Origin of the sequence: Ruegeria sp. HKCCA0370 (assembly GCF_013033705.1) — a bacterium.
GTDB lineage: Bacteria > Pseudomonadota > Alphaproteobacteria > Rhodobacterales > Rhodobacteraceae > Ruegeria.
The window spans coordinates 16214-30512 of record NZ_WQEP01000020.1 but is presented as its reverse complement, the minus strand read 5'-3'; the positions used below and the strand labels follow the sequence as shown (position 1 = coordinate 30512).

Here is a 14299-nt window from a genome sequence, read left to right as displayed (position 1 = left end):
GGCCCCACAGTGCACTGGGCTATCGCCCGCCAGCGCCCGAAACCATCATACCAATGGATCGCAGGCCGACAATGCACCAACAATCAATTTGGACCAGTCAGATGAGGCTGCTCAAGCGAGCTATGCATGCGTTCCCGCGCAACAACAATTGGTTACTTTTGACATATTGATAGGACGGCCTCGCACTCCTGAAAGCAGGCCGGGCACTCAACCAGAGATCGCTTCACATAAAACCGCTTCAGCTATGTTCCCGGTTCGTTATGGCACATTCGTCAACTTTGGGTTTCGGATAGCAGCTGGTTCAATTGAACCTTTTGCGTCCGTACTGTGTTTCCAACATGTTGACTGAAAGATGGGGATTGTCCACTTCTACAGCAGCCAGATAGGAAACCTGACGCAAGCTCTACTCAAGCACCAAAGCGCCGCTTAGGTCAAAATGCTTCGGGAACATTGCGCGCAGAAATCGAAAAACAATTCTCATTGCTTCGTCACGATCAAATGAATCCGGGTGGAGTAGGTAATCTGTCCACATGCCTTCCAGCATTGCGAGTGTGCCGTGCGTAGCATCCCTAGCAACTTGATTAGGGTGTTCGGTTCCAGCTTCTTTCGCAATTCGAGCGAATGCGTTGAAAACCAGATTACGAAGCTTAGCATCGCGGGTATCTGAAAACGCAGCGATTGCCGCTCTGTTTCGGGCCTCGCCTCGAAACGCGTACCAAATGGAAACGTTTTTCTTATTGAGAATGGCTTCACTCAAGTCGCCGCGAACAATCATCTCAATATGTTCCTGTCCGGTTTGCCCAGTCGTTTCCAACAGGTCGTAAATGCCATTGTAGTATTGTTCGGATGAGTAGCGGGCGGCTTCGTCAACCAAATTGTCTTTGCCGCCAAAATGAAGGTGAATCATGCCGCGGGACAGTTCGGCGCGTTGAATGATTTCGCTGACGGAAGTCTCGGAAATCCCTTTTTCTGCAACCGAGTCGAGTACTGCCTCGATCAGGGAAAGGCGGTTTCGCTCGCGTATTTCTTGTCGTCTTCCAGTCATTGGATCAGGCGGCTCTGTTTGTTTTCAGTCTCTTGCGGTGTCTTCTAATGGCCGGTGTGAAATTGGCCATCCCCAGTTGCGAAATTATCAGTTGACACAGCTAGTCCAAAAATTCCAGATTTAAATGGACGATTGTCCATTTTGTGATCGACATTGTCGTGCCACCGAAAACGAAGCTCAGCAGGGAAGCATGGCCGGAGTACTACGAAGTGAAACGGGCAAGGGCCTGGCACTGAGCGCGCCTGCGACGCTCTATGTCGGCCTGCTCGTGGCTGTTCCGCTTTGCATTCTTGTCGCCTACAGCTTTTGGACCCAGACCTATGTCGAGATTGACCGCACACTGACCTGGGCGAATTACCAAGAGGCGTTTACCGACCCGCTGGTTCGACATCTGATGATCCGGTCGGTCGCGATTGCGGGGGCAGTGACATTGGCGACGGTCGGTCTGGCCTATCCGATTGCCTACTTCATCGCGTTTCGGACGCAGAAAAAAACCCTCTGGCTATTGCTGATTACCATCCCGTTTTGGAGCAGCTACCTGCTGCGGGTGTTCAGCTGGAAATTGATCCTTGGCTTCAATGGGGTGATGAACTCAGCATTGATTTCGCTGGGGCTGATACAGGAGCCGCTTACATTCCTGCTCTACAATGAATTCGCTGTTGTCCTTACACTTGCACATGCCTGGGCGCCGTTTGCGATCCTGCCGATTTATGTGTCGCTGCAAAAGATCGACCGCAGCCTCTTGGAGGCCGCAACCGATTTGGGGTGCAGCAAGTTGGAACGGTTTGTGCGCGTAACTTTGCCCCTGACGGTGCCAGGGATCATCGCCGCTTGCTTGATCATTTTCATCCCCACGGTTGGCGACTATGTCACGCCAGCCTTGGTCGGCGGTTCGCAGGGAAAAATGGTGGCCAATTTGATCCAGGTTCAGTTTGGCGCGGCCAATAATTGGCCATTGGGTGCAACCCTGTCTCTGCTTGCCATGCTTTCGGTCGGTTGCGTCGCAATCCTGTTTGTGGTGGTCGTCACCGCACTGGGGCGGAGGATCAGATGACCAAGGCTATTCGTATCCCATGGTTGCTTGTTTACGCGATCGCCTATCTGGTGTTTTTGTACCTGCCAGTTCTGCTCTTGCCGCTGTTTTCATTTAATGACGGAACCATCGTGGCTTTCCCGCTAAAGGGGTTCACGTTGAAGTGGTACGCGCAGTTAGGTCAGCAAGACACGTTGCTGCAGGCGATGGTCAATTCGCTGATCGTCGGCAGTGTGACTGCCTTGATGGCGACGTCTCTGGGCCTGTTCGCCGCGCGCGCCTATGTCCGGTACCGTTTCAAAGGAAGGGAATTCTCCGAAGGTCTGGTCATGCTCCCGCTGGTCGTGCCCGGTATCATTGTCGCCAGTTCGATGCTGGTACTGTTCATCAGCGTCGGGTTGAAACCTTCACTGACAACCGTGATTCTTGGGCATGTGTTCGTGGCTTTGCCCTTTTCCGTATCGATCATGAAATCGGCCTTTGACGATTTCGACCAGTCGTTGGAAGAGGCTGCCTTCGATCTCGGCGAAAGCGTTGTGGGAACCTTTCGGCGTGTCACTCTGCCTATTGTTGCGCCCGGCATCATCGCCAGCATGCTGGTGACATTCACCGTGTCGTTTGATGAATTTGTCCTGGCCTTTTTCCTGTCCGGGAACAGCCCGACATTGCCGGTCTATATCTGGAGCCAGATCCGCTTCCCGGCAAAATTACCCAACACGCTGGCGCTTGGGTCGTTGCTTTTGCTGTCTTCGGTCCTGCTGTTGTTGATTGCCGAGTATTTCCGCCGCCGTTCCACCCAGTCATCGGATTGAAGCCAAAGGAAATGAACAAGATGAGCGAACAGAACATCATCGAAATTCAGGGCGTTGAAAAACGCTTTGGCTCCTTTGTGGCTGTGTCCGATCTGAACCTGACCTTGAAAGAGGGTGAGTTTTTTTCGCTGCTTGGGCCTTCGGGCTGCGGCAAGACCACGGCCCTCCGCATCATCGCCGGGTTTCAGGATCACGAAGAGGGCGAGATCCGGATTGATGGGCGCGTAATGGGCGAGGTGCCTGCCAACAAACGTCCCACCAATATGGTGTTTCAAAGTTATGCAATCTTTCCGCACTTGAATGTGGGCGACAATGTCGGGTTCGGTTTGCGCAAGACAAAGCTCTCGCGCAAGGAAATCAAGGAGCGCGTTGCTGAAGCGCTTGAGATGGTTGAACTTGGCGGCTTGCAGGACCGCAAGGCCAATGAATTGTCGGGCGGTCAGCGTCAACGCGTGGCGCTTGCTCGTGCGTTGGTTATGCGGCCGAAAGTGCTGCTGTTGGATGAGCCTCTTTCCGCGCTGGACAAAAACCTGCGCGAAGCCATGCAGCTGGAAATGCGCCGTCTGCAGCAAAAGCTTGGAGTTACCTTCGTCATGGTCACGCATGACCAATACGAGGCGATGACCATGTCCGATCGCATCGGTGTCATGTTTGCTGGGCAGCTCAAGCAGGTCGACAAGCCCGAAGTTCTGTATTCTCAACCGTGCAATCGGGAAGTGGCTTCTTTTATCGGTGGAATGAACTTTCTGGATGCTGAGGTAACGGCTGAAAATTCTGAAACGCTGGAAGTAACTGTTCAGGGGTTTGGGCAGATGACGATTGGGGTGAATCCAAACGTTCATATGCATGACAAAGAACTGCTGGTCGGCGTTCGGCCCGAACAATTGGATATCAGCGCAGAAAAACCGGAAGGCTACGACGCTTATGTTCAAGGCGTGGTATCGGACGTCGCCTTCTATGGTGAGAGCGTCCATTATTATGTGCGCATCGACGGATTGCCCGGAAGCATCGCCGTCGCAGTGCCCAACTACTTTCACACAGTCGATCACAGCCGGGGCGATACCGTCTGGCTTGGTGTTCAAAGCGCCTCGGTGATCGATTTGGGCAAACGTGAATCATGAATCTGTGGGAGGAGACAAATGAGTAAAACAGCACCACTTATGGCAGCAGTAGTTGCCACCTTTGCCGCCAGCCAAGCTCTGGCGAACGCCGCTGATCTGACCGTTTTTGACTGGTCCGGATATGAGGATCAGGGTTTCTACGGCGACTATGTCGAAAAATACGGCGGCGCGCCTAGCTACACCTATTTTGGCAGCGTGGAAGAAGCGTTCACAAAGCTTCAGTCCGGTTTTGAAGCTGATTTGGCCCATCCCTGCACGGATGCCCTGAGAAAGTGGGTAGCGGCAGACATGATCAAGCCGATTGACACCAGCAAGCTGGAAAACTGGGACAAGCTGATGCCCAAGATCAAAGAGGTCGATGGCATCACCATTGATGGGCAGACCTACATGGTTCCGTTCGAATGGGGCAATACTGGTCTTATCTATCGAACAGATATGATTTCGGCAGATGACGTTTCGCTGCAATTGCTTGCCGATTCTGCATATCAGGGCAAAGTCGCCATTCCGGACGCCGCTTCCAGTGCCTTTGCAATGGCGGCATTGGCAACCGGCGCCTCCAGCTATACCGATATGAGTGACGAGGAATTCCAAAAAGCGGCGGACTACCTGCGCGCGATTCATCCGAACGTGCGCTTTTATTGGTCTGACGCCGGCCAACTGGATCAGGCAATTGCCAGCGGTGAGGTCACGCTGGGTTGGGGATGGAACCAATCGGAACTGAACCTGATCTGGAACGAAACGCCAGCGGTCATGATGCGTGATGTAGACAAAGGTATCGCAACTTGGGTCTGCGGTTATGTGCATCTGAAATCTGCCAAGCAGTCGGATGAGCAAGTCTATGACATGCTGAACGCGCTCAGCTCTGCGGCAAGCGGTAAATACATCATTGAAAGCTGGGGTTATGCCCACGCCAATGAAGACGCTTTTGCACAGGCAGACCCGGAGCTGATCGAAACCTACGGGTTTTCGGATGTGGACAGCTTCTTTGAAGGCAGCCTGTTCTTTGACGCTGTTAACCCCGAGCTGGAGGCCAAGATGTTGAAGGAATTCGAGCGCATCAAAGCTGGCTTCTAAGGGCACTCTTACAACACAGCCGGGAATGGTGGGGACGTAGAAATCCTTCCATTCCCACGAACCAATTTCCAATTTCCTTGGAGGAAGCGCGGCAATGTCAGGCGCTGACGAATATTCTGTTCTCTTCGAACCGGTCAAGATCGGGCCAGTAACGGCTCGAAACCGGTTCTACCAGGTGCCCCACTGCAATGGTTTGGGTCATTTGCGACCTCAGGCCGAAGCTGCCATGCGGGCGATGAAAGCCGAGGGCGGTTGGGCGGTGGTGTCCACTCAGGAGGCCGAGATTCATCCGACTTCAGATTTGTCTCCTTATTCTGAAAACCGAATTTGGGACGATCAGGATATTCCCGCACTGCGTCTGATAACCAACTCAATTCATGAGAAGGGCTCGCTCGCGGCAATCCAATTGGCGCATAACGGGCACCATGCCCAAAACCACCTGACCCGCGCGCCTCTGCTGGCCCCATCAGAACTTGTCTTGCAGACTCCATACCCGAAACAGGCAAGGGCAATGGACAAGGCTGACATTCGAGAATTTCGCAAGTGGCATCGCGCGGCGGCTCGTCGCTCGCGCGAAGCCGGGTTCGACATTGTGTATGTCTATGCGGGGCACCACATGACATTGCCTCATCATTTTCTGCTGCCGCAGTTCAATGATCGGACGGATGAATATGGAGGTTCGTTGGAGAACCGGGTGCGACTGACCCGGGAGCTTCTGGAAGAAACCAAGGAAGAGGTCGGAGATGATTGCGCCATTGCCCTTCGGTTTGCGGTTGATGAAATGCTCGGGTCAGAGGGGATGCAAGCGCAGGAAGAAGGCCGTGCAGTAGTCGAATTGCTGGCCGAGCTTCCAGACCTTTGGGATGTTAATGTGGCGGATTGGAGCAACGACTCTGCGACGACCCGGTTCGAGCCCCGCGACGGCTTTCAGACCACATACATCGAGTTCGTGAAACAGGTGACTTCTAAGCCTGTTGTGGGCGTCGGGCGTCTTACGTCGCCGGACTTGATGGCGTCACTGGTCAGGAAGGGCATCCTTGATTTTATCGGCGCGGCGCGACCATCCATCGCCGATCCGTTTCTGCCCAACAAAATTAGGGAAGATCGCATCGAAGAAATACGTGAGTGTATCGGTTGCAATATCTGTGTTTCATCCGACTCTCTCGGCGTCCCAATACGCTGTACTCAAAACCCGACTATGGGTGAAGAGTGGCGGAGGAAATGGCATCCTGAGATCATTGAGCGTCGGGTAAACGAGGAAGCTGCGCTTGTTGTCGGCAGCGGACCAGCCGGACTTGAATGCGCCATGCAATTGGCGCGGCGGGGCTACGAGGTAACTCTGGCGGAAGCAAAGTATGAGTTCGGCGGCCGTGTGATGCAGGAAGCTGCCCTGACCGGGCTATCCGCTTGGAAGCGCGTGACAGATCACAGAATCTACGACCTGCAACAACGCGGGAACGTTCAACTGTTCACCGACAGCCGTTTGTCAGCCAGTGAGGTCATCGAGTTGGGTATGCCGAACGTCTTTGTTGCAACCGGCGCAAAATGGCGGCGAGACGGGCGCGGGAAATCTGCATTTCACGGTGCACCAATCGGTTTAGGTTCTCAGATTTTCACTCCGGATGACATTGTGGCCGGAGTCATGCCGCAGGACGGCCCGATTGTGGTCTACGATGATGATCAAGCCTATCTCGGTGGAGTCTTGGCTGATCATTTGGCTCAGGTTGGGCGAGAGGTTGTCTTTGTAACGCCGGCCTCAATAGTTTCGCCGTTTACCGAATTGACGTTGGAGCAGACTAAAGTGCAACGCAGTCTGTTGGAAAAAGGCGTTCGTCTGAACCTGTCCCAGACCTTGGCCGGTGTCGCGCCCGGCCAGGCGACATTGCAGTGCGTCTACACGGGGCGAGAGAACTCCATTGAATGCAGCTCCGTGGTACTGGTGACGCAGCGAATGCGAGAAACCACTCTTTACGACGAGCTTTGCGGTTTGACAGCAAGTCCGCTGAAAACGTTGGAATTAATCGGAGATGCCGCAAACCCCGGCTTGATCGCGGATGCTGTATATTCGGGTCACATGGCTGCCCGGAATTTCGAACGTAACGCGGACGACATCGACCGTGAATTCTTCCGCCGGGAAGTCATTTCCCTTGAATCTGCATGAGGTGCGCTATGCCAAAAGATGACTTGCAAGTAATGCGCGACTTGATGGATGCGCAGCGGGAAGGTTTCGCCATGCCGCGCCATTTCTATACCTCTCAGGCAGTATACGACAACGACATCAGCACGTTCTGGAACCGCAACTGGATCTGGGTCGGCCATGTCAGCCAGGTCGCCGAACCGGGCGACTACTTCCTGTTCGATTACGGCCCGGAATCCATCATCATCGTTCGGGATCGCGAAGGCGAGGTGCGCGCGCATCTGAACGTGTGTCGCCACCGTGGATCGCGGGTTTGCATCGAACAGAAAGGCAAAGCCCGCAACTTCATATGTCCGTATCATGCATGGACATTTGACCTGAACGGCAAGCTACGAAACGGGCGATCGATGGGACAGGACTTTGACCCAAGCCAGTATGGGTTGTTCCCTGTTCAGGTGAAGACTTTTCAGGGTCTGATCTTTGTCTGCGCCGCAGAAGATGCTCCGCCGCTGGATGCTGCCCTTGAAAGGCTGGCCCCGCTTTCAAAGCCGTTCGATTTTGAAAACCTGAAGGTCGCGCATGAGGCGTCATACCCGGTTCCGGCAAACTGGAAACTGGCTTTGGAAAACTACTTGGAATGTTATCACTGCGCGCCATCCCATCAGGATTATTCGCGTAGCCATTCTCTGAAAGACCCTGCTCAGGTTCTGGAGTTCAGCGGTGCGCTTCATGAGCGGATGAACGAAGCCGGAATTCCCACTGAGGAGCTTGATCTGACGGGAGAAAATGCGGACGCGCCGGGCGCAGATGTTTATTGGCGGCGCTACCCCTTGTTCCCCGGTTATGTGACCGGCAGCAAGGATGGAGCGCCTCTGGCGCCGCCTTTGGGCGAACTGAAATCTCTCGATGGCGGAGCAACTGATCTGGGCATCGGCACACTGAACTACTTCCTCGTCTATGCAGATCACGTGGTTGGGTATCGGTTCGTCCCGCGTGCCCTGCAAGAAACAGATATTCAGATCGTCTGGTACGTGCGCAGCGACGCAGAACAGGGCCGCGACTATGACAAGGATGCGCTGACATGGCTCTGGCATGTCACATCGCTCGATGACGAGCGGATCATACGGCACAATCAGGAAGGCGTGAACTCGCACCATTTCGTCCCAGGGCCGTTGTCCGAGATGGAATGGAGCATTCCCGGTTTCTATCGCAACTACTTCAGCATGATCTGACACGCTCAGAATTCGGAGACTAAACATGACAGAGTTAACGCAGCGCAGATCACGACGGCGCGGTGGTGGGCGTGAAGCACGTGCAGCAGTGCGGACCAGCAATGTCGCTTCCCAAGCAATCTGGCCGGGCATTTCGGGTGGACGATACAGGCCTCTTTCAGACGCGGACATGTCGCGTATTCATGAAGCCGCCCTTGGCATTCTGGAGCGTACGGGTGTCGGTGATCCAACACAGGAAGTTCTTGATCTAGTGCTGCCCAAAGGGGCAACGGTGAACGAGTATGGTAGGCTGTGCTTTCCTCGCGCGTTGATGGAAGATCTTTTAGCAAAGGCGGCCAGCGAATTTTATGTCCATGCGCGCGGATCTCGGGCCGGTAAGGACGATATGCACTGCACCAAGGACAAGGTGTATTACGCAAACTCCGGCACTGCTGTGACAACGTTCGACGCAGAAACGCGCAGTTACCGGCCATCAACTCTCAAGGACATCTACGATTTCACCCGTCTGGTAGACCGGCTCGACAACATTCACATGACTGGCGACACGGTTCTGGCAACGGATGTGCCGCAGGACTACGAGCATGACATGAGCATGCTCTACGCGATCTTGGCGGGTTCCGAAAAGCCATCCTGTCTGACGTTCCGTACGCGCGAGCATATTCAGGACGCGATCCATTTATTCGATCTGGCTTCGGGCGGGGAGGGCAAGTTCCTTGAAAAGCCCTCGGTCATTTTTGGCGGTTGCCCCATTGTTTCACCGCTTAGGTTCGGGCGGGAAAACCTGGAAATCCTGATTGATACAGCGAAGATGGGACTTGTCTGCGATTTGGCTGTTCCGCCACAAGCTGGGGCGACTTCACCTGCGCCGTTGGCCGGAACACTGGCCCAGGCCGTAGCTGAGACCTTGTCATGCGTCGCCATTGCAAACTTGATCAATCCGGGCACCCCGGTCGTCTTTGCGGCATGGCCGTTTATTACCGATCTGCGCACCGGTTCCTTCACTGGTGGAAGCGGAGAGCAAGCGTTGATCTCCGCGGCGGCAATTCAGATGGGCAACTTCTACAACCTGCCGACCAGCGTCGGGTGCGGCATGACGGATTCCAAGATACCTGATGCGCAATATGGTTTGGAGAAGGCGCTGACCTTCGCGTTGGCAGCCCATGCTGGGGCCAACCGGCTCTGCGAATTTGGCGGGATGGTTGGCAGCCTGATGGGCTGTAGTTTCGAGTCCATGGTCATCGACAACGAGGCTGCTGGTATGATCTCAAGAACACTTCGTGGGATCGAGGTGAGCGACGACACGCTGTCGGTCGACGTCATTCATGAATGCGCAATTGATCCCGGTCACTTCCTCGGCAACGCGCAGACTTTGCAATACATGGAAACCGAGTATGTCTACCCGACACTGATGGACCGGGAACTAACAGATACCTGGGAGAAAGCCGGTCGTCAGGACATGTTCGAACGGAGCCGATCCGTTGTGGATGACATTCTGTCCAATCACTATCCGAACTACTTTGGCAGCATGGTGGACGAAGAGGTTCGGTCCAGGTTCCCGATCAAATTGCCCCCCGAGGCAATGCGCGCTGGGTAAGCGCCGCTGAGCGTAGGGCGGGCTTCGCGGTTGCGCCTAAGTTTTGAATACGCCTTGGTGCGTCAGGTCTTCGGTTGTCAGCCGGATTCCTTTTTCAAGGATGTCAAACATCTCGTTTAACTCGCCCTCCGTGATGATCAGCGGAGGGGAGAACACACACATGTTGATGATGGGCCGCAAGATCAGCCCGTTTTCCTGGCAATGGTGATCAATCATCGCACCAACGGACTTATCAAGATCCAATAGATTATTAGCCTCGGCGTCCGCAACGCACTCAACGCAACCAACCAGTCCCATACCGCGGGCATCGCCGACCAGCGGCAAGTCGGCCAGAGCCTGAAGACGCTCTTCGAAAAAGGGTGTGATCGCGCGGACATGTTCCATAACGCCGTCACGCTCCATAATTTCAATGGTTTTCAAACCTGCCGCCGCGCTCACTGGGTGGCCCGAATACGTGAAACCATTTGAAAAGGTGGCATCCTGCCCGTTGTCTCCGCTCACATCTGCAATCAGCCGGTCAGAGATAATACAGGCCCCCATGGGTACATACCCTGACGTCATGCCTTTGGCGCAGGTGATGATATCAGGTTGAATTCCAAAGACGTCTTCCGAAGCAAACCAATGTCCAAGCCGCCCAAAACCGGTTACGACCTCGTCTGAAATATACAGGACATCGTATTTCCGGCAGATTTCCAGGCAGCGCTGATGATACCCCCGTGGAGGCACAATGACGCCACCAGAGCACAAGATCGGTTCAGCGATGAAAGCAGCGACCTTGACTGCTCCAGTCTGCAGGATCGTGTTCTCCAGATCAGCAATTTTTTCGTCCAGGAAATCATTGATCGTCTGATCGGGGCGACGCGTATACGGGTTCACATTCGGTAGGAAACGCGTAAGGTCCGAGGCCTGATCCAACCAACCTTTGTCGCGCTCTTTTCCGGAAACCGAGGCCGCCAGGTACGTCGATCCGTGATAGGCCTTCTGCCGTGAGATCACGATCTTCTTTTCAGGTTTGCCCAGCAGGTTGTTGCGGAATTGTACAAAACGTATGGCGCTATCAACGGCCGTTGATCCACCCGTTGTGAAGAACACGTGGTTTAGGTCACCCGGGGTTCTCTTGGCAATCTCATGTGCCAACCGGGCTGGAGCCGAGTTGGCATTATTGAAGGGCGAAAAATACGCCATCGCTTTCGCCTGCTGCGCCATCGCATCGGCAATCTCGGTGTTTCCATAGCCCAGTTGAACACACCACATCCCGGCAGGCCCGTCTATCAGGCGCTTTCCGTCCTCGGTCACGACGTGGATACCAAGACCGCTTTCGGCAAAAGTTCGTTCATTTTGGCCTAGGTACGACATCCCCTCCCACGGGTGCAGGAAGTGTTTGTTGTCCCAGTCACGTACAGACTGAAAATCGGAGTTCAAGAGTGTCATTTGGAACCTGTATGAAACACTTATCACAAAATGAACAAACATTCATTCAGTGTCAATCCTTGAACTTCTGCTCCTCTAGATGCGACAAGTAACATGCGCGTTCCTCAACAAAGGAAAAAGACATTTCTGCCAAGACTGATATCCCAACCAATGCACGAGATTTGAGCAAGCTGCAGAACCGAAAGCAGTTGATCCATGCGGCAGCAGACGCAATCCATAAGTACGGAATTCGCGGAACGACCTCGGCAAGAATTCAGGAGCTGTCAGGGTTATCGCGGGGAATGGTGAACCTGCACTTTGGCTCAAAGGAGAAGCTGCTGCTCGCCGTGGCAGAGGAGCTATCAGCGCGCTATGCAAGGCAATGGAAGGCAATCGCAGATAACCCTGAGTTTGGCCCTGCGGACAAGCTGATCTCTATCATAAAAGCTGATTTCGACCCGTTGGTCCTTAATGCGCGGGACGTTGCGATCTGGTTTTCGTTTCGGGCCGAAGCGCTCTCGAATCCACACATTTTTCCTTTCATCGACTCGCGGGACAAAGGTTTCCGAGCGGTGATCCAAGACCTGTTGAAGCAAATTGAGAGTGAAGGTGAGTACGAAGACATCGACGCCAAACTTGCAACAGACGCTTTGATTGCTTTGCTGGAAGGACTCTGGACCGACTACCATTTGCACTCAGAAATCTTCAATCCCGAGGAGGCTTTGAAGATTTGCCTGTATGTATTGCAGTCAATGTTTCCGAAGCACTTTGTGACACAGTCGTTTCACATGTGACCGCGACAAAATGATTGAGAGTGTACTACGGTTAATCACAAACCAGTTCGGGTTTCGCGGTTCAATCGGCGCAGGTCGTTTATCATTGCTTTGGCCAGAGAGACGCACATGAGCAGCAAGACGACACTGAACGGCAGCGCACCGATTATCATGGAATTGGTCAAAGCCTCTAATCCGCCGCCGCCAGCGACAAGCAGAGTTCCAATGACAAGGGCCAGAAGAACGCCCCACAGGATACGATGAAGCGGGCTGGTGTCTTCAGACCCACCGGACATGATCGTGTTCATCACAAGGATGCCAGAGTCGGCGGAAGTAACAAGGAATGTCATGGTTAACAGCACGCACATGACACTCACTACCGTGAGCAAGTTGCCCGATATCATTTCCCCCAAGGTGACAAACAGTGTTGCCGTCGTTGATGCGGTCAGGATAGATCCATTTGCATCCCCGTTAAGCTCCAAATCGATGGCGGCCCCACCAAGTATGGCCATCCACGCGAAGCACACGAGGGAAGGGGCAATGACGGCCCCAAGTATGAATTCGCGTACGGTTCGTCCCCTGGAGATACGCGCTAAGAAAAGGCCGACAAAAGGCGAAAACGCGATCCACCATGCCCAGTAGAATGTAGTCCATCCGGCCTGCCATCCGAACAACCTGCCTCGTGTGCCCGCGTCATAAACTGCAGTCTTGGTTGCATCAGAAAGACCGGCTGAATCGTTGCTCAAACCCTCAAGATAGGTTGCTTTTGTTCCCCATGGATCAGTTGCACCTGCGAAGAGTTCGCCAACAAAGGGCGCCGCCTCGGCTGGCAATACGGAGGCAAACTCGACTTCGGAAATCGGTCGAAAAGCCTGGAAACTCAGAGGGACAAAGTTTTTGATATAGTCAACCAGCGCTGTAGCATAGGTCGTCGCCGCAAATGCGAATGAGCCATAAACAATAAATACCGCCAGCAATAACATTGAAAAGAGAAGATTAATGTTTGACAAGTACTTGACACCACGCCCCACGCCAGAGACGGCTGAGAGTGTCGACATAATCATAACAACGATCAACGCCGTAATTAGGCCGGCGGTCGACGGAATCATTTTGGTTACGTCTTTCTCCACAAGCCAATTCGCACCAGTAATTAGAAACGCACCGTCCACTAATTGAGAAACGCCATATCCGATCGTTACCGCCACGCCGAGTATTGTCGCAACGACTCCGAGCACATCGATCACATGCCCTGCAACACCGTTTGAGTATTCTCCGAGCAATGGGGTCAGTGCGGTGCGGATTGTTAGCGGCATGCCTCTTGTAAACGCGTAATAGGCAAGGCTAAGGCCGGTGACGACATATATTGCCCAGGCGTGAAATCCGGTGTGCAAAAATGTATAGCGGTAGGCTCCTTGAATTGCGTCCTCGCTTTTGGGTGTGATTTCCCCGGAAATAGTCAATGGATTGGTTTCCCAAAGGCCAAGTGGTTCAGCGGTTGCATAGACCATTAGGCCCACGCCCAGACCCGCCCCAAACATCATCGAAAACCATGAGAAGTTCGAAAATTCCGGTTTCTCATCTTCTAAGCCCAACCTTATTCGGCCAGTTGATGGTATGAGCGCGACAAGGAAGAGGAAGAGTACAAATAATCCAACGGAAAGGTTGTAGAAGGTATTGAACTCGGACAGCATTCCTGACTTCCAAGATCGCAGTGTATGGTTCGCTGATAGTGGCCAAACCAGCGCCCAGAGAACAAGCAGAGAAACCGAGAGTTTGCTGACTAGAGCAATCGGCAGGCTATACCCTTTGTAAAAGCCAGTCCGCTGAGTCCTTATTTTGAGGTCTGTGAAAGGTTCTTCAAGCGCCATGTTTTCTCGGTCTTGCATAAATTGACTGCTTTGCACGCCGCACTGCCAGTCGCTGGGTTCCGGACTAGATTACTTTCAGACAGAATAGGACTGTAGCTGCGGAAGCGATAGCTGAGAGGAAGAGCTTTGAGTCGCAAATGGCAAAACCTTTGCGGTTATGAAATTTTGAATGACTCAAAATCAAAGGCTTAGCCATTGTT

Annotated in this window: 11 protein-coding genes; 8 read left to right on the top strand and 3 right to left on the bottom strand. The window is 53.5% G+C overall.

Features of this window, described 5'->3' with window-relative positions; translation table 11 throughout:
• Positions 1-403: 403 nt before the first annotated feature.
• Complete coding sequence (locus GOW31_RS21525) at positions 404-1045, bottom strand: TetR family transcriptional regulator C-terminal domain-containing protein (RefSeq protein WP_171172756.1); 642 nt, start codon at positions 1043-1045, stop codon at positions 404-406.
• A gap of 190 nt (positions 1046-1235) precedes the next feature.
• On the opposite strand from GOW31_RS21525, the gene GOW31_RS21520 reads away from it, so the two are divergent.
• From GOW31_RS21520 to GOW31_RS21490, 7 genes are all read left to right on the top strand, one after another.
• Entirely contained in the window at positions 1236-2099 is an 864-nt protein-coding gene (locus tag GOW31_RS21520; protein ID WP_170380962.1) for an ABC transporter permease, read from the top strand.
• Entirely contained in the window at positions 2096-2890 is a 795-nt protein-coding gene (locus tag GOW31_RS21515; RefSeq protein ID WP_171172755.1) for an ABC transporter permease, read from the top strand. The genes GOW31_RS21520 and GOW31_RS21515 overlap by 4 nt, the downstream gene beginning before the upstream one ends.
• A 20-nt stretch (positions 2891-2910) precedes the next feature.
• A complete protein-coding gene (locus tag GOW31_RS21510) occupies positions 2911-4011 on the top strand; it encodes an ABC transporter ATP-binding protein (protein WP_171172754.1) in 1101 nt (366 codons plus the stop codon).
• Positions 4012-4029: 18 nt separating this feature from the next.
• A complete protein-coding gene (locus GOW31_RS21505) occupies positions 4030-5085 on the top strand; it encodes an extracellular solute-binding protein (protein WP_171121020.1) in 1056 nt (351 codons plus the stop codon).
• Between the two features lie 94 nt (positions 5086-5179).
• Positions 5180-7246, top strand: a complete 2067-nt coding sequence (locus GOW31_RS21500) for an FAD-dependent oxidoreductase (RefSeq protein ID WP_171172753.1) — start codon at positions 5180-5182, stop codon at positions 7244-7246.
• A gap of 8 nt (positions 7247-7254) precedes the next feature.
• Positions 7255-8454: an SRPBCC family protein gene (locus GOW31_RS21495; RefSeq protein WP_170380953.1), complete on the top strand. Its 1200-nt coding sequence runs from the start codon at positions 7255-7257 to the stop codon at positions 8452-8454.
• Positions 8455-8479: 25 nt separating this feature from the next.
• Complete coding sequence (locus tag GOW31_RS21490; protein WP_171172752.1) at positions 8480-10048, top strand: trimethylamine methyltransferase family protein; 1569 nt, start codon at positions 8480-8482, stop codon at positions 10046-10048.
• A gap of 36 nt (positions 10049-10084) precedes the next feature.
• Here GOW31_RS21490 and GOW31_RS21485 read toward each other — a convergent pair whose 3' ends face one another.
• A complete protein-coding gene (locus GOW31_RS21485) occupies positions 10085-11479 on the bottom strand; it encodes an aminotransferase (protein ID WP_171172751.1) in 1395 nt (464 codons plus the stop codon).
• A 161-nt stretch (positions 11480-11640) separates the two neighbouring features.
• On the opposite strand from GOW31_RS21485, the gene GOW31_RS21480 reads away from it, so the two are divergent.
• Entirely contained in the window at positions 11641-12252 is a 612-nt protein-coding gene (locus tag GOW31_RS21480; protein ID WP_253282663.1) for a TetR/AcrR family transcriptional regulator, read from the top strand.
• A gap of 35 nt (positions 12253-12287) precedes the next feature.
• Here the strand turns inward: GOW31_RS21480 and GOW31_RS21475 are convergent, their stop codons facing one another.
• Entirely contained in the window at positions 12288-14099 is a 1812-nt protein-coding gene (locus GOW31_RS21475) for a BCCT family transporter (RefSeq protein WP_171172750.1), read from the bottom strand.
• Positions 14100-14299 lie beyond the last annotated feature (200 nt).

Bases quoted from the DNA above. Each gene is read 5' to 3' on its own strand.
- GOW31_RS21500 (WP_171172753.1), top strand. From the start codon at position 5,180: ATGTCAGGCGCTGACGAATATTCTGTTCTCTTCGAACCGGTCAAGATC.
- GOW31_RS21490 (WP_171172752.1), top strand. From the start codon at position 8,480: ATGACAGAGTTAACGCAGCGCAGATCACGACGGCGCGGTGGTGGGCGT.
- GOW31_RS21510 (WP_171172754.1), top strand. From the start codon at position 2,911: ATGAGCGAACAGAACATCATCGAAATTCAGGGCGTTGAAAAACGCTTT.
- GOW31_RS21475 (WP_171172750.1), bottom strand. From the start codon at position 14,099: ATGGCGCTTGAAGAACCTTTCACAGACCTCAAAATAAGGACTCAGCGG.
- GOW31_RS21525 (WP_171172756.1), bottom strand. From the start codon at position 1,045: ATGACTGGAAGACGACAAGAAATACGCGAGCGAAACCGCCTTTCCCTG.
- GOW31_RS21495 (WP_170380953.1), top strand. From the start codon at position 7,255: ATGCCAAAAGATGACTTGCAAGTAATGCGCGACTTGATGGATGCGCAG.
- GOW31_RS21485 (WP_171172751.1), bottom strand. From the start codon at position 11,479: ATGACACTCTTGAACTCCGATTTTCAGTCTGTACGTGACTGGGACAAC.
- GOW31_RS21505 (WP_171121020.1), top strand. From the start codon at position 4,030: ATGAGTAAAACAGCACCACTTATGGCAGCAGTAGTTGCCACCTTTGCC.
- GOW31_RS21520 (WP_170380962.1), top strand. From the start codon at position 1,236: ATGGCCGGAGTACTACGAAGTGAAACGGGCAAGGGCCTGGCACTGAGC.
- GOW31_RS21515 (WP_171172755.1), top strand. From the start codon at position 2,096: ATGACCAAGGCTATTCGTATCCCATGGTTGCTTGTTTACGCGATCGCC.